At 68.9% G+C, this 16088-nt stretch carries 13 protein-coding genes; 9 read left to right on the forward strand and 4 right to left on the reverse strand.

Annotated features, from left to right (window positions below):
* Positions 1-25: 25 nt before the first annotated feature.
* The 3 genes from ACIBTM_RS30205 to ACIBTM_RS30215 are packed head-to-tail and all read left to right on the forward strand — an operon-like array spanning position 26 to position 2963.
* On the forward strand, positions 26-406 hold the full coding sequence (locus ACIBTM_RS30205) for a hypothetical protein (protein WP_395880541.1): 381 nt from the start codon (positions 26-28) through the stop codon (positions 404-406).
* A complete protein-coding gene (locus tag ACIBTM_RS30210; protein ID WP_395880542.1) occupies positions 403-2457 on the forward strand; it encodes a caspase domain-containing protein in 2055 nt (684 codons plus the stop codon). The genes ACIBTM_RS30205 and ACIBTM_RS30210 overlap by 4 nt, the downstream gene beginning before the upstream one ends.
* Before the next feature lie 2 nt (positions 2458-2459).
* Complete coding sequence (locus ACIBTM_RS30215) at positions 2460-2963, forward strand: GNAT family N-acetyltransferase (protein ID WP_395880543.1); 504 nt, start codon at positions 2460-2462, stop codon at positions 2961-2963.
* On the opposite strand, the gene ACIBTM_RS30220 is transcribed toward ACIBTM_RS30215, so the two are convergent.
* Together ACIBTM_RS30220 and ACIBTM_RS30225 are read right to left on the reverse strand one after the other, a co-directional pair.
* Positions 2953-3360, reverse strand: a complete 408-nt coding sequence (locus ACIBTM_RS30220; RefSeq protein WP_395880544.1) for a hypothetical protein — start codon at positions 3358-3360, stop codon at positions 2953-2955. The two genes, ACIBTM_RS30215 and ACIBTM_RS30220, sit on opposite strands and share 11 nt — an antisense overlap.
* A gap of 449 nt (positions 3361-3809) precedes the next feature.
* Positions 3810-4442, reverse strand: a complete 633-nt coding sequence (locus ACIBTM_RS30225; RefSeq protein WP_395880545.1) for a TetR/AcrR family transcriptional regulator — start codon at positions 4440-4442, stop codon at positions 3810-3812.
* 31 nt (positions 4443-4473) lie between these two features.
* Between ACIBTM_RS30225 and ACIBTM_RS30230 the strand changes: the two genes are divergently transcribed.
* From ACIBTM_RS30230 to ACIBTM_RS30250, 5 genes are all read left to right on the forward strand, one after another.
* The gene (locus ACIBTM_RS30230; protein WP_395880546.1) at positions 4474-5634 is read left to right on the forward strand and encodes an erythromycin esterase family protein; all 1161 of its coding nucleotides are present in this window, start codon (positions 4474-4476) and stop codon (positions 5632-5634) included.
* 69 nt (positions 5635-5703) lie between these two features.
* Positions 5704-6603 (forward strand): S8 family peptidase, encoded by a 900-nt coding sequence (locus ACIBTM_RS30235; RefSeq protein WP_395880687.1) that lies wholly within the window; start codon positions 5704-5706, stop codon positions 6601-6603.
* A gap of 88 nt (positions 6604-6691) precedes the next feature.
* Positions 6692-10069, forward strand: coding sequence for a pyruvate carboxylase (locus ACIBTM_RS30240; RefSeq protein ID WP_395880547.1), 3378 nt, complete (start codon positions 6692-6694; stop codon positions 10067-10069).
* Between the two features lie 256 nt (positions 10070-10325).
* Positions 10326-11120, forward strand: coding sequence for an arginase family protein (locus ACIBTM_RS30245; protein ID WP_395880548.1), 795 nt, complete (start codon positions 10326-10328; stop codon positions 11118-11120).
* A 231-nt stretch (positions 11121-11351) separates the two neighbouring features.
* Positions 11352-12635: a PucR family transcriptional regulator gene (locus tag ACIBTM_RS30250; protein WP_395880549.1), complete on the forward strand. Its 1284-nt coding sequence runs from the start codon at positions 11352-11354 to the stop codon at positions 12633-12635.
* Between the two features lie 72 nt (positions 12636-12707).
* Here the strand turns inward: ACIBTM_RS30250 and ACIBTM_RS30255 are convergent, their stop codons facing one another.
* Together ACIBTM_RS30255 and ACIBTM_RS30260 are read right to left on the reverse strand one after the other, a co-directional pair.
* Complete coding sequence (locus tag ACIBTM_RS30255; protein ID WP_395880550.1) at positions 12708-14084, reverse strand: DUF6801 domain-containing protein; 1377 nt, start codon at positions 14082-14084, stop codon at positions 12708-12710.
* A gap of 73 nt (positions 14085-14157) precedes the next feature.
* On the reverse strand, positions 14158-14784 hold the full coding sequence (locus tag ACIBTM_RS30260; RefSeq protein WP_395880551.1) for a DUF6801 domain-containing protein: 627 nt from the start codon (positions 14782-14784) through the stop codon (positions 14158-14160).
* Between the two features lie 346 nt (positions 14785-15130).
* On the opposite strand from ACIBTM_RS30260, the gene ACIBTM_RS30265 reads away from it, so the two are divergent.
* Positions 15131-16045, forward strand: coding sequence for an RCC1 domain-containing protein (locus ACIBTM_RS30265; RefSeq protein WP_395880552.1), 915 nt, complete (start codon positions 15131-15133; stop codon positions 16043-16045).
* Positions 16046-16088 lie beyond the last annotated feature (43 nt).

A 16088-nucleotide genomic window follows, 5' to 3' on the forward strand; every position in this document is an offset into this window, starting at 1 on the left:
TTCCGTACGCGCGAGGGAGGCCGGGATGACAGCATCGGTGCGGATCCAGCTCGGTGAGGACGGTGCCGACGCGGAACGGGTCGACCGGCTCGCCGGGTACCTCCGAGGGGAACTGATCGATCGCGGGGTCGCCGACGTCAAGGCGTTGCCCGCCGGCGAAGCACCACCCGGTTCACGGGGCTTCGACGTGGCGACCGCGGGCGGACTGCTGGTCACGCTGGGGAAGTCCGCCGACGGCTTGCGCTCGGTGGTGACGGCCGTGCGGGAATGGCTTTCGCGCGGTGGACGGGTGAAACGCACCATCCGGCTGGAGATCGACGGCGACGTGCTGGAGCTGTCCGAAGCGACGCTCACCGATCAGGACAAACTCGTCGATCTCTTCGTGAGCAGGCATTCGTCGTCATGACCGGCGAGCGGCGTGCCCTGATCATCGCCAACGGGGAGTACGACAATCCCGGGCTGAGCGCGCTGCGGTCCCCGGCCGCCGACGCCGAGGCGCTCGCGGACGTCCTGGCAGACCGCGCCGTCAGCGAGTTCGACGTCCAGGTGGTACGCGACGAGACCGCGCACGTGATCGCGGGCCGGGTCGAGGATCTGTTCGCCGACAGCGCGCCGGACGACGTGCTGCTGGTGCATTTCTCTTGCCACGGCTTGAAAAGCGAGTCGGGTGAGCTGTTCTTCGCCGCCCGCAACACCCGGCCGGAGCGGCTCGCGTCGACCGCCGTCCCCGCCGATTTCGTCCAGCGCTGTATGCGGATGAGCCGGTCGCGGAGCATCGTCCTCCTGCTGGATTGCTGCTACGGCGGCGCGTTCAGCCAAGGGGTCGCCGTGCGCGCGACCGGTGAGGCCAACGTGCTCGACGCGTTCCCCGGCGGGGGTTTCGGCGGCCGCGGCCGGGCGGTGATCACCGCGTCGAACTCCATCGAGTACGCCTTCGAGGGCGATCAGCTCGCCGACGACCACGCGCGGCCGTCGGTGTTCACCTCGGCCCTGGTCGACGGGCTGCGGACGGGCGACGCGGACCGCGACGAGGACGGCTGGATCGCGCTCGGCGAGCTTTACGACTACCTGTTCGACAGCGTCCGGGAGCGGAATCCGAACCAGACACCGAGCCGCGACATCGAGATGCAGGGTGAGCTGTACCTGGCCAGGAGCAGGCGGCGCCGGATCAAACCGTCGCCGGTCCCGGCCGATCTGCGCGCGGCGAGCGAGGATCCCAACATGTTCACCCGTCTCGGCGCGGTGACCGAACTCCAGCGGCGGTTGACGAGCGAGAACCTGTCGGTCGCCATCGGGGCACACGAAGTCCTCACCACGATGGCGCAGACCGACATCCAGCACATCGCCGAGGCCGCCGACCTGGCGCGGCGGGAAGCGCGGGTACGGGCCGAGTCCGAAGTGGTCCGCTTCGGCGAGGTCGTCCGGGGATCGCGCCCGGTGGCGCGGATCAGGCTGGCCGGGCCGCCGATCGCGCGGGCGTGCCACTTCGTCTCGTCGCATTCCTGGCTGCGGGTGACCGAAGACGGCGACGGTGCCGAGATCTCCCTGGAGCTGTCGGAGCTCGGGGCGTTCGACGGGCGGATCACGGTGACCGGACCGACCGGCGAGGTGGTGGTGCGGATCGAGGGCCAGGTCGTCGCGGAACCCACGCCGGTTCCGCCGGCGCGACCCGAGCCCGAGCCCGGCCCGCCGCCCGCACCGGTCCCGAAACCGGTGCCGCCCGTCGAAACCGTTGCTCCGTCGCCGAAGTTCGAGCCGTTCGACGTCGCCGCGAGTGTGCTCGCGTTCGCTGCCGCGGTGTACCTGGTGCCCATCAGCATCGCGCTCAGCGACAGCATGGAGGATTTCTTCGAAGACGGCGGCTGGACGGTCATACCGCTCGGCGTCTTCGCGACCGCGGTGGGGATCATGATGTTCCTGCCTGCTACACGCCGGTTGGCGGGGCCGGGCGCGCTGTGCGGACTTGCGCTGCTTTCGGCGATCCCGTCCGGCCCGGTGCTGCTCGTTCTCACGGACGTCTGCCTGCTGGCGGGGGCCGTCTGCGCGCTGATCGCGGTGCGGCGTGATCGGAGCTTCCGCCTCGGGCTGGGGAAGCCGAGAGACGGGCTCGCCATCGCGGCCCTCGTGGCCGGGGCCGGTTCCGCGATCGGGCTGGTGGCGGAGGCCGTCGAACTGATCGACTACTCGTCGAGCCGGGCCGACGAAGCCGCGATCTATCTCGTGGTCTCGGTGATGCTCCTGATCGGGACGTTGCTCGGCGCGCTGCTGCGGCCGGCGGCCTTCGGGGTCGCCTTCCTCGGCGGGGTGGCCGGTGGCGGCATCGTCATGGTGTGCGCGCTCTTCTACGCGATGCCGAGCAGTTCGAGCGTCACCGGCGCGGGTTGGGGGATCGCGCTGGGGGCTGTGCTCGCGCTGGCCATCGTGACCGGTTTCGCCGCTCGCAAAGTGAACGGCTGACGATGGCCACTATCCGCCTCGCGACCGTCGAGGACGCCTGGCCCATCGCGGAGGTGAACGTGCGGTCGTGGCAGTCGGCGTACCAGGGCCTGCTGCCCGAGCTCTACCTTCGCGACCTGTCCGTCGAGGGACGGGCCGCCCGCTGGCAGCGGACCCTCGCCGATCCCGCCAACCGGGGCGATGTCCTGGTCCTGGTCGAAGACGGATCGCTCCTCGGCTTCACCGCCGTCGACCGGGTCCGCGGGGAGCTGCGCGCGATCTATCTCGAACCGGCGCGCTGGGGCACGGGACTGGGCAGGCTGCTGCTCGACACCGCCGTCGCCGCGCTGCGGGACGCGGGGCATCGCGAGGCGACGCTCTGGGTGCTCGAAACCAACGAACGCGCTCGGCGTTTCTACGCGGCCGGAGGATGGGTGCCGGACGGGGCGACGAAGACCGACACCATGCCCGGCGAGGACGTCCCGCTTTCCGAAGTGCGCTACCGGATCGACCTCGTCAGCGCTTGAACCAGGCGCTTTCCTCGGGTTTGTTGAGGGTGACGATGATGCCGACGGCGATGCCCATCCCGATCAGCTGCGTGATCGCCCCGCCGTTGACCAGGCTGATCAGTCCCATGACGACGGCCAGCCCTTCCACGGCGATGACCGTCGGCCGCACCCAGGGCGAACCGTGGGAAATCCTTATCGCGCAAGCGATCAGCACGACCGCGACGACGAATCCGAGGATCGCCAGCGCCAGGGCGAGGCCCGCTTCCTCGTTGCCGTGGTCGAGTTCGTTGATCGCGAGGGCGGTCACGAGCACGCTGACGAGGACGTTGAAGACCGCTTGCACCCAGAGGAAAACGCGGACGAGCTTGAGCCGGCGCGGCATCTCCCGCGGCAGGTTCCGGGCTTCCTCGGTCATGACTGTCCCCTCTCGTGGCACGGAGAGACCAGTCTGGCCCGGAAAGTTCCTGGCGCTGACGGTAAAACTGCCTCGGCTCGTGAAGCTGAGGTACATGAAGGCCCCCTTGCTGTACCTAGGCGCAAGGATGGGGGCCTTCATGTACTGGGCGCTGTGACTGCTGGTGTGACTGGGTCGAGTGTGGCGAGCCGCGTGTCCGTGAAGGCCTCCCTCACTACCTTGAGGGTAGGCAAGGAGGCCTTCACGGACCTGGCCCTCGATCAGCCGTAGCCAAATCCAGTGCCCTAACCCGAATCGCCACTCATGAGGCGGGTTGGGAACCTGAGGTACATGAAGGCCCCCTTCCTGTACCTAGGCGCAAGGATGGGGGCCTTCATGTACTTGGGATGGTGTGAAGGTCGAGTTTCCTCGGCTGAGCCGAGGGAAGGGGGCCTTCACGGACCCGGGCTCTAACCCGAATCGCCACTCGCGACCACGGCGGCCGATCCCGTGAAGGCACCTTCCCTGGCAGCCACCGCCACCGCCCGGGCAGTGACCCGCGCCTCCGCCACCGTGACGCGTTCCCGCGACAGGAAAAGCCGGTAGAACATCGGCCCGCACACCGCCCGCACCAGCTCGTCGCCATCCGTGCCGGAAGGGATCTCGCCCCGCGCGACGGCCCGTTCCGCGATCGGCGCCATGCGTATGTGCCGGTCGGCGTAGAAGTCGTGCAGCGCCTCGGCCGCTTGCGGCGACTGGAACGCCGCGAGCACCGAAGCCGTCGGCAGCTCCTTCAGCGCGGGCTCGGTGAAGTACCGCACGACCTCCGCCGCGATCTCGTACAGATCGTCCTCCAGCGACCCGGTGTCGGGCGCCTTCCAGTCGTCCTCCGCGCCCATCTGCAGCGCGGCGGCGACGAGCCCGTCCGGTGAGGACCAGCGCCGGTACACCGTGGTCTTGTGCACCCCGGACCGTTCGGCGACCGCGTCCACGGTCAGTTCGCCGAACCCGCGTTCGGCCAGCAGGTCGAGGGTGGCGTGCAGGACGGCCTGGCGCGTGCGTTCGGTCCGGCCGCCTGGCCGCTGGGTACCGGAGGTTGCCAATTGCTACTCCTGTTGCGTTAGTGTGGCCAGTATGTCAGACCCAGCGAAGATCGCCGAACTCATCGGGGACGCCAGGATCGTCGCCATCGGTGAGAACAACCATCACATCCACGAGTTCGGGGACCTGCGCAATCGTTTGCTTCGCCATCTCGTCGAGCACCACGGCTTCCGGGTCGTGGCGTTCGAATCAGGATTCGCCGAGGGGAAACTCGTCGGAGACTGGCTGAAGGGCGCTCCGGGTGACGTCGCCGACATCGGTCGTGACGGCTTCACGTTTTCGCTCGGGGAGTCGCCCGAGGCGCACGAAATGCTGACGTGGCTCCGCGAACGGGGCGACGTCCGGTACTACGGCCTCGACGTGCCGAGTTCCGCGGGCTCGCCGGTGCCGTCGCTCGACGCCGTCCGCGCCTACCTGTCCACTGTGGACCCTCAAGCGTCGGGCCTCGTCGACGCGGCGATCGACGCGACCAAGGGGTACGCGTCGGTGAGCAGCGCGGACGCACCCGCCAAGTACGCCGCCCTCGACACCGCGGCCAAGGACAAGGCGACCGCGGCGCTCACACGGCTCAAAACGCATCTCACCTCGCTGCGTCCCGTCTACGGGGACACCGCCGTCGCGGAGCACCACGTCGAAGGCGCGTTGCGTATCGACGCGTACCTCGCCGAGGTCGCCGCGATGATGTCCGGCGACGCGCCCGCCCTGCAGAGCGGTTCGCGCGACGCGTACATGGCAGACACCGTCCGGCTGATCCGGCGGCTTCACGGTGACGACACGAAGATCGTCGTGATGCTCCACAACGGACACCTCCAGCGCGTGCCGTTCTCGCCGTTCCCCGGCCTCACCTCACCGTCGGCGGGTACGCATCTGGCAGCCGAGTTCGGCGACGACTACTTCGCGCTCGGGCTCACCGCGGTCGAGGGCGAGACCACCGGGCTCAAGCCGGATCCGGCCGCACGGCTCGGTTTCACCGTGTACCGCCAGGAACTGGAAGCGCCCGCGGACGGCAGCGTCGAAGCCCAGGGGCCCGGGCTGCTGGACCTCCGCGCGCGGCGCGGCACGGAGGGTCCCCAGAGCATCCGGCACGCACATCTGTTCAACCCTGTCGACGTCGTGGAGGCGTTCGACGCGCTGGTCTGCTTCCCGAAGTCGACGGTCAGTGCCCATATCGGCCAAGACCAGCCGAACGGGTGACACTCCGGGGTTGCCGCCCCGGGAGCACAGGCGTAGAGCCAAGGCATGATCATTCGACTGGTACGGATCATGGCCGCGCTGGCGCTCCTGGTGCTGGTGGCGCAGCCCGCCTCCGCGACGGAAGTCCAGCAGAACCCGCCGAACTGGGGACTGGACCGGATCGACCAGCGAACGGGCCTCGATCAGCTCTACCACTACGAGACCGACGCCAAGGACGTGACGGTCTACGTGATCGACAGCGGGGTCGACGCGGCACATCCGGACTTCGGCGGCCGGGTCAAACCCGGTAAGGACTTCTTGAACGGCGGCACGGACACCGCCGACACCAACGGTCACGGCACGTACTTGGCCGGTGTCGCCGCGTCGAGGACCTTCGGCGTCGCGAAGGCCGCGCAGATCGTCCCGGTCCGGGTGATCGACGCGCAGGGCGGCGGTGCGACGGACAAGATCATCGCGGGTATCGACTGGGTGACGCAGAACGCGCAGCAGCCCGCCGTCGCCGTCCTCGGCATCGGCGGCACGGCCAACGACCAGCTCGACGCCGCCGTCCGGGCGCTCGCGGCGGTCGTCCCGATCGCCCTCCCGGCGGGTGGCGAGGCCACCGACGCGGGGAAGTTCTCACCCGGCCGGGTCACCGAAGCGCTCACCGTCGGGTCGACCGACGCCAGTGACCAGGTCGGGTCGACGTCGAACTACGGCGAGGTCGTCGACCTCTTCGCGCCCGGCGTCGACGTGCCGGGACCCAACGCCGGAGGGAGCGGCGGCCGGGTGCTCAGCGGGACGTCGTCGGCCGCCGCGCACGTCGCCGGGGTGGCCGCGCAGTACCGGGCCCTGCACCCCGAGGCCTCGGCGCCGGACGTCGCGAAAGCACTCGTCGACCTCGCTTCGGTCGACGTGCTGACCGGGGTCCACGAGGGCACCGCGAACAGGTTGCTGCAGAGTCCTGGCGCGCAACTCAACCAGGGATGATGTCCATCACCTGGACAACAACTCCCGCCCTGCGGGACCGAACAGGTAACGTGCCTCACCTACCGATCCGATGATGGGAAGGACCGGCATGTTCCGCAAGGTACTGGTCGCCAACCGGGGTGAGATCGCCATCCGCGCGTTCCGCGCCGGATTCGAGCTCGGCGCGGGCACGGTGGCTGTGTTCCCGCACGAAGACCGCAATTCGCTCCACCGGCTGAAGGCCGACGAGGCCTACGAGATCGGCGAACCCGGTCACCCGGTGCGGGCCTATCTGTCGGTCGAGGAAATCGTGGCGGCCGCCAAGAAGGCGGGCGCAGACGCCGTTTACCCCGGCTACGGCTTCCTCTCCGAGAACCCGGACCTCGCGCGCGCGTGCGAGAACGAAGGAATCACCTTCGTCGGACCGAGCGCGGACATCCTCGAGCTGACCGGCAACAAGGCCCGCGCGGTCAAGGCCGCCCGCGAGGCCGGCGTGCCGGTGCTGGGTTCTTCCGAACCGTCCTCCGACGTCGACGCGCTGATCGCCGCCGCCGAGGAGATCGGCTTCCCGGTCTTCGTCAAGGCCGTCGCCGGTGGTGGCGGGCGCGGTATGCGCCGCGTCCAGGAGCCCGCGCAGCTGCGCGAGTCCATCGAGGCCGCCGCCCGTGAGGCCGAGTCGGCCTTCGGCGACCCGACGGTGTTCATCGAGAAGGCCGTCGTCGAGCCGCGCCACATCGAGGTCCAGATCCTCGCCGACGGCGCGGGCAACGTGATCCACCTCTTCGAGCGCGACTGCTCGGTCCAGCGGCGGCACCAGAAGGTCGTCGAGCTGGCCCCGGCGCCGAACCTGCCGTCGGAGCTGCGGGACCGGATCTGCGCCGACGCGGTGAAGTTCGCCCGTCAGATCGGTTACCGCAACGCCGGCACCGTCGAGTTCCTGCTCGACCGGGACGGCAACCACGTCTTCATCGAGATGAACCCGCGTATCCAGGTCGAGCACACGGTGACCGAGGAGGTCACCGACGTCGACCTCGTCCAGTCGCAGCTGCGCATCGCCTCCGGCGAGACGCTCGACGACCTCGGCCTGTCGCAGGACAAGGTGTACCTGCGCGGTGCCGCGCTGCAATGCCGCATCACCACCGAGGATCCCGCCAACGGCTTCCGCCCGGACACCGGGATGATCAGCGCGTACCGCTCGCCCGGCGGTTCCGGTATCCGGCTCGACGGCGGGACGGCCTTCTCCGGCACCGAGATCAGCGCACACTTCGACTCGCTGCTGGTGAAGCTCACCTGCCGTGGCCGCGACTTCAAGACCGCCGTCGGCCGCGCCCGCCGCGCGGTCGCCGAGTTCCGGATCCGCGGTGTGGCCACGAACATCCCGTTCCTGCAGGCCGTCCTCGACGATCCGGACTTCCGCGAAGGCCGCGTCACGACGTCGTTCATCGAGGAACGCCCGCATCTGCTCACCGCGCGCCATTCCGCCGACCGCGGGACCAGGCTGCTGACCTACCTCGCCGACAAGACGGTCAACAAGCCGCACGGCGAGCGTCCGCGCACCCTCGACCCGCAGGTCAAACTGCCGAAGCTGCCCAAGGGCCTCGAACCGGCGCCCGGCTCGAAGCAGAAGCTCACCGAACTCGGCCCGGCGGGCTTCGCCCGCTGGCTGCGGGAGTCGCCGACCATCGGCGTCACCGACACCACCTTCCGCGACGCGCACCAGTCGCTGCTCGCCACCCGCGTGCGGACGAAGGATCTGCTCGCCGTCGCGCCGATCGTCGCGCGGACCACGCCGCAGCTGCTCTCGCTGGAGTGCTGGGGCGGCGCGACCTACGACGTCGCGCTGCGGTTCCTCGCCGAAGACCCGTGGGAGCGGCTGGCGAAGCTGCGGGAAGCGGTGCCGAACATCTGCCTCCAGATGCTGCTGCGCGGCCGCAACACCGTCGGCTACACGCCGTACCCCACCGAGGTGACCAACGCCTTCGTCGAGGAGGCGACGGCGACCGGGATCGACATCTTCCGGATCTTCGACGCGCTCAACGACGTCGAGCAGATGCGCCCGGCGATCGAAGCCGTCCGTGAGACCGGATCCGCTGTGGCCGAGGTGGCGCTCTGCTACACCTCGGACCTGTCGGACCCGGCCGAAAAGCTGTACACGCTGGACTACTACCTCAAGCTGGCGGAGCAGATCGTCGGCGCGGGGGCGCACGTCCTGGCCATCAAGGATATGGCGGGCCTCCTGCGGGCGCCTGCGGCGGCACGGCTGGTTTCCGCACTGCGCAAGGAATTCGACCTGCCGGTGCATATCCACACGCACGACACCGCGGGTGGCCAGCTGGCGACGTACCTCGCCGCGATCCAGGCAGGGGCAGACGCCGTCGACGGTGCCGTCGCGTCCATGGCGGGCACGACTTCGCAGCCGTCGCTGTCCGCGCTCGTCGCGGCCACTGATCACTCGGACCGGCCGACCGGGCTGGATCTGCAGGCCATCGGCGACCTGGAGCCGTACTGGGAGAGCGTGCGCAAGATCTACGCGCCGTTCGAAGCGGGGCTCTCGTCGCCGACCGGGCGGGTGTACCACCACGAGATCCCGGGCGGTCAGCTGTCGAACCTGCGCACGCAGGCGATTTCGCTCGGCCTCGGCGAGCGGTTCGAGGACATCGAGGCGATGTACGCGGCCGCGGACAAGATCCTCGGGCATCTGGTCAAGGTCACGCCTTCGTCCAAAGTGGTCGGTGACCTCGCGCTGCATCTCGTCGGCGCGGGTGTCTCGCCGTCGGATTTCGAGGCGGAGCCGAACAGGTTCGACATCCCCGACTCGGTGATCGGCTTCCTGCGCGGCGAACTGGGCGACCCGCCCGGCGGCTGGCCGGAGCCGTTCCGTACCAAGGCCCTCGAAGGCCGCGCGCAGCCGAAGCCGGTGCAGGAACTGTCCGAAGAGGACCACAAGGGGCTCGCCGAGAACCGGCGCCAGACGCTGAACCGGCTGCTGTTCCCCGGGCCCACGAAGGACTTCGAGGCGCACCGCGAGGCCTACGGTGACACTTCGGTCCTGCCGTCCAAGGACTTCTTCTACGGGTTGCGCCCGGGCGAGGAGTACTCGGTCGACCTGGAACAGGGTGTGCGGCTGCTGATCGAGCTGGAGGCCATCGGCGAGGCCGACGAACGCGGCCTGCGCACGGTGATGTCCACGCTCAACGGCCAGCTGCGCCCGATCCAGGTCCGCGACACCGCGATCGCGTCGGACATCCCCGCGACGGAGAAGGCCGCCAAGGGCGACCCGAAGCAGATCGCCGCGCCGTTCGCGGGCGTGGTCACGCTGCAGGTGTCCGAGGGCGACGAGGTCGAGGCCGGTGCCACGGTCGCGACCATCGAGGCGATGAAGATGGAAGCGTCGATCACCGCGTCGACCGGCGGCAAGGTGTCGAGGCGCGCGATCAACGCCGTCCAGCAGGTGGAAGGCGGGGACCTGCTGCTCGTCCTGGAGTGATTTGCGCGTGAAGGCCCCCTTCACCGCATGTCACGCGGTGAAGGGCCCCTTCACCACGTCGTCATCCGACGACAGTGCGCCGCCGGACCGAGCCTGGACGGACGACACTCGTGCTCAGACGGACGACACGCGTGACTGGATGGACGACAGACGTGCCGTCCATCCAGTCACGCGTGTCGTCCCGCCAGTCACGCGTCTCGTCCGAAGTCACTTATGGGCCCTTCACGCGCTTGCGGCCGCCGCTAGCCTGGACCGGGTGCTGATCAACGCCGTACCCCAGTTCCAGGGCGCATTGACCGAGCGGGCACCGGAGCTGCCCGAGGGCTGCGTCGCGCTCGCCGAGCTCGCGGGTCACGTGCTGGGCGTGCCGGTGCACCACATCCGGCAGACGCGCGAGACCTCGCCCGCGGTCGACGGCATCGCCAACCGCGCGGTGCTCACCGGCGCGAACCGGGCCGCGCAGCTCGCCGCGCTGGAGGCGCCGGGCGGGCCGGTGCTCACCATCGGCGGGGACTGCGGCGTCGAGCTGATCCCGATCGGGGTCGCGCGCTACCGCTTCGGGCCGGGGCTCGGCGTCGCCTGGTTCGACGCGCATTCCGACCTCAACACCGCGGTGACGTCGCCGTCGGGCGCGTTCCACGGCATGGTGCTGCGCTCGCTGCTCGGCGAGGGCGATCCGGAGTTCGCGGCGAATCCGCCGGTCGAACCGGGGCGTGTCGTCCTCGCGGGGACGAGGGCCTTCGACGACGCCGAGCGGGCCGTGGTCGATCGCGGGCTCGTCGTCGAAGCGGCCGACGTCGCCGCCGGGCTGGCCGGTTCGGACAAGGTCTACGTCCATCTCGACCTCGACGTGCTCGACCCGGCGGAGTTCGACGGGCTGAATTATCCGGAGCCCGGTGGCTTGACGATCGAACGTCTGGTGGCGATGCTTCGCGGGCTGAGCGGTTTCGAGGTCGTCGGCGCGGGGATCACCGAATGCGCCGGCACCGAGGTCCGCGTGCTGGCCCCCGTGCTCGAAGTACTCGGTGAATTGCTCACCGGAAAGCAGTGACGCTGCGTCACGGTCGTATCCACTTCGGCCGTTCGTACGTACCGCGCGAGGCGTTTGCCGGGCAGTTGTCATCAAAATTCAGGGCTGCCCGGTGATTTTGTCACGATGCTGACAAGAAATCGGTTTCTTCTGCGAGAGGTGACACATTTACGGGCGCCTTCGCGATGTGTTCGTTGTCACCCCACGACGATCGTGGGATGGCAGGACGCTGGGCGGAGCAAAGGAGCTGCGATGTCGGTGGAGCGCGGAATCGAACACGCTGCGCAGCCTCCCGCGGCACTTCCACGCAAACTCGCCGACATTTTGCGACCGGAGCTCGGCAGTCTCGCCAACGAGATCGTCGACGAGATCCGGGCGACCATCCCCGCGTACGCGCGCCCGCTCGACGGGCCCTACGGCAAGTCGATCCGCGCGGGCGTCGAATACGCGATCACTTTGTTCGTCGCCCAGATCGCGGATCCCGCCGTCTCCAAGGAACAGTCGCACGAGGTCCACCATCGGCTGGGGCAGAACGAGATGCGGGAAGGCCGCAGCCTCGACACCCTCCAGTCGGCCTACCGGGTCGGTGCCCGGGTCTCGTGGCGGCGCATCATGCGCGTCGGCCGCCGCAGCGGGCTCTCGTCCGCGGTGATGTCGCAACTGGCCGACGCGATGCTCGCGTTCATGGACGAACTCGCGTCCGTCGCGCTGGACGGGTACCTCGAAGCGAAGGCGCGCACCGCCGGAGCGCTGGACACGTGGCGCCGCAAACTGCTGCACCTGGTGCTGGAGACCCCGCCCGCGCCGTCGAAGGCGATCGCGGAACTCGCGCAGCTGACCGGCTGGACGGTGCCCGACCGCGCCACGCCGGTGGTGCTGCACCCGATCGGCGACACCGTCAGACCCCGGCGGCACAACGCGGTGGATTCGGACGTCCTCGCCGAACTCGACTGCGCTGAGCCGCGATTGCTCGTCCCGGGCGAGATCTCGATCGCCCGCTTGGCCACATTGCAGGCCGCGCTGCCGGAGTACCGGCTGTCGATCGGCCCGTGCCGTCCGCTGGACGCCGTCGCCGATTCCCTCCGCTGGGCGCGCGAGGCCCTGCTCCTTTCCGAACGCGGCATCATCCAGGCCCGCCGCGTGATCCGCGCCGAAGACCATCTCGCCACCCTGCTCGTGAACGCCGACGCCGCGCTGACCTGCCAGCTGCGCGACCGCCTGTTCGCCCCGCTCGCCGAGATGACCGGGAAACAGCGGGAACGGCTGCTCGAAACCCTCCGCGCGTGGCTCGACAGCCAGGGCAACGTCGTCGACATCGCCGAGCGGCTCCAGGTGCACCCGCAGACCGTCCGGTACCGCATGCGGCAGCTGCAGGCGACCTTCGGCGAGCACCTGCGCGACCCGGGGGCGCGGTTCGAAATGGAACTCGCGTTGCGGGCCGGCGTCAATCCTTCCGCTTCGCCCGAAGGTCTCGCGCTTCCTGAGGTGCTGCCGTCGCCGCGCAAGAGTCCGCAGTGGACGCCGAGCGGGTCCTAGGGGCACGTCCGGATGTCAGGAAAGGGTCGTTCAGGACGAAAAACGTCCTGAACGACCCTTTCCTGACACTCGTCAGCGGCGCGCCACCGGCGGATCGACGTTCGGGCACTTGCGCTCGGGGTCCCAGGGCAACCCGACCTGGTTGACCCCGACACAGGCCTGGTTCCCCGGTCCCGACGCCATCCCGCTCAACAGCGAGTCGAGATCCTCCTTCGCGCCGCAGCCCGAGAACGGGGGCAGCGTGAAGTCTCGATAGGCGGGATCCGTCCACTTCGGATCGGTGCGCACCACGCCGCCGGTGAACATCCCGTACTTCTCCCCGCGGAGATTGATCTTGATCGGCTCGGCGGTGAGGCAGTGGTCGCCGACGTCGAGGGCGACCCCGTTGATGGTGACCCCGCTCAGTTTCCCGTAGACCTTGAGCGGGGTGAGGACGGTCGAACTGCCCTCCGGCTCCGGGATCGAAACACCGTCCACATCGATGATGTGATTGCCGGTCGCGTAGTCCTCCGGCAGCAACTCCATGGTCGCGGTGATCGGGACGAAGCCGAAACCGAGGAAGCTCATCTTGCTCGGCGGCATGATGACGGAACCGGTGATCTTGCCTGGTCCTTCGGTGTTCTCCAGGTCGACGTGCCACACCGCGTTGACCATGAACGCGGGCTTCAGCCGGGCGAAGGCGCCGAGCTTCGTGATCGACGACGTGCCCTGCAGTTCGAACGGCTGCAACGCGATCGGGTAGAGGGCGCTGGCGTGGACGTCGTCCGCGGCCCGCGTGTCGGCGCCGGGTTTCTTCTGCTCGCCGGGTTTGCCGGACTGCGGCTTGGGTTTTCCGAGCGGCAGGAGCGCGACACTGCCGAGCAGCGTGTTCTGGTCCGGTGTCTGGGTGCAGGTGATCGGTTTGAGCGGCGTCTCCGCGGCGGTCAGCGCGAGCGACGGCGCGCCCGTGCTCAGCCGCAGTTCGGACGGCACCTTCAGCAGGATGTCGGGGACGGTGCCCGTCGCGACCAGCTTCAGTTCGCCGGTGGCGGGCACCTTCGTCGCCGGGATCGTCACGGACACCGGGATCGGGGTCTTCTTGTCCCCGTTCGCGGCCGTGAGCTCGACGGTCGCGCCACCCGTGACCTCGGCGACGGTTCCGAGCGACCCCTCACCGATCGTGAAGGTCAGCGTGAAGTCCTTGATCTGAACGGGTTTCCCGGTCGGGACCACCTTCGGCAGCGTCGCCTGGACGTCCATGGTGACCGGCCGTTCCCCGGCAGGATCCGGGAAGACGCAGGTGTTCGCGAGGCTCTGGTGCGCGGACGTGGCGCCTTGCAACGGGGCCGGCGGCGGCGTGGCCGGATCGGTCGCGGCCGAAGAGGACAGTGCCCCGCTCACACCCACGAGCAGGATGACGCCCGCCAGAACGGGAAACCTCCCGAGTGCCCGGCGAACCTGCTGCGTCATGGGTGTTCCTCTCGTGCCTCGCGCGGACGGGGACCGTGCGGGGCGGGCGTCCCCGCCCCGCACGGGTGGTTCATCAGGTGATCGGGATCGCCGGGCTGAACGCGCGGTTCTGCGCCGGGTTGGTGTTCTTCACCGTGCAGTTGAAGTTCCACGCCGTCCAGGTGCCGTCCTTCTTGTGGAAGTCCAGCGGAGCGTTGATCGTGGTGCCGAGGGAGATCACGCCCGAGCCGGGAGCGCCGGCGGTCAGCGTCGGAACACTGGTGCCGGCGTCCTGGACGATGTTGAACGACCGGGGGCCGGGCACGTACGGGTTGATCTGGGTCGGAACGTCCAGGTTGGTCACCGTCGCCGACGTCGGGGTGGCGTTGGTGGCGGTGATCGGCATGTTGGCCTTGCCGCGGACACCGTCGTAGTTGGCGGCGTTGAGCAGCGCGTTGATGGTCGCGTTGATCGTCGCCGTGCCGCCGACACTCGACGGAGTGGCCGTGCCGCCGGAGGCGACCGAATCCGGCCCGACGAAGCTCGCCTTCACGTCCAGCTGCTGCTGGCCGATGCCGGGGAAGTTGCACATGTAGGCGACGGTGCCGGTGGCGTAGGTGGTCGCGGCGGCGGCCGTGCCCGCGGTGAGCACGGCGACGGCGCCGAGCACGATGCCGGTGGTGGCGACGCCTGCCGACAACTTGCCAAGTCTACGGGACATACCTGTCATCTCCTTTGATCCAGTTTACGTCTCGGGCGGCTTTCCCCATGCGCCTTTCGGCGGATTTTTCTGATCAAATATGCTCGACTCGGAGCGGCTTTCTCGGTGGTGGGGTAAACCGAGGTTACCCGCGAGTTATGTACGTAACAAGGATTCATGTCGACATGTTTCGAAGTGGGTGAGACGCCCGTTCTTTCTTGTCAGCGCGCGCTGAATGCGATTATGAAGTTTGTCCGTGGATGACAAAGAGGCGGCCGATCGGTTGAGCCGGGTTAATATTCCGCGCATGTCTTCCGAGAAACGACGCATCCGATCACGGCGGGTAGCGAGCGTCGCGATTGTCGTAATGATCGCAACGGTTTCCCTTTCCGGTACGGCGAGCGCCGCGCAGACCGGCGAAGCGCGGCCATGGGGGAGCAACGACTACGGGCAAGGGACCATACCGGCCGCGGCGCTCGGCGCCAGTGCGGTCTCCGCGGGCGCGATCACCCATCTCGCGCTCAAGGACGGCGGGGTGATCGCCTGGGGGAACGACAGTTACGGCCAGTTGGCGGTTCCGGCGGCGGCCACGTCCGGCGTCTCGGCGATCGCCGCCGGCTGGGCGCACGAACTCGCGCTGAAGAACGGCGGCGTTCTCGCCTGGGGCAACGGTTTCTACGGGCAGAACGTGGTGCCGTCGGCCGCGACCTCGGGGGTCGCGGCGATCTCCACGAGCGCGTACTTCAACCTGGCGCTCAAAACGAACGGCAGCGTGCTGAGCTGGGGTTCGCGGACCACTGTTCCCGCGGCCGTCTCCTCCGGGGTCACCGCGATCTCGGCGGGCGGCGACCATGGGCTCGCGCTGAAGAACGGCGGCGTCATCGCCTGGGGCAGCAACGGGAAGGGCCAGATCACCGTGCCCGCGGCGGCCACGTCCGGGGTTTCGGCGATCTCGGCCGGTTTCCGGCACAGCATCGCGTTGAAGAACGGTGGCGTGCTCGCCTGGGGTGACAACTTCTACGGCCAGGCCACGGTTCCGCCGGAAGCGCAGTCCGGCGTGGTCGCCATCGACGCGGGCTTCAACCACAACGTGGCGCTGAAGGCCGACGGGAGCGTCTTCGCCTGGGGCAGCAACGTGAAGTCCGAAAGCCGTGACACCAGCACGGAACCGCCGACGGACTTCTGGAAGTTCTCCGGCGTGTGCGCTCCGGTCTACGCTGTTTCCGCCGGCGACAGCACCGGCGTCGCGCTGGTCGACCCCACGGCGCCGTACTTCTGCTGACGTTCCGTGAAGGCCTCCTTGAGCGACCCAGGGTCCCTCAAGG

It is taken from the genome of Amycolatopsis sp. NPDC049868, assembly GCF_044461365.1.
Taxonomy (GTDB): domain Bacteria; phylum Actinomycetota; class Actinomycetes; order Mycobacteriales; family Pseudonocardiaceae; genus Amycolatopsis.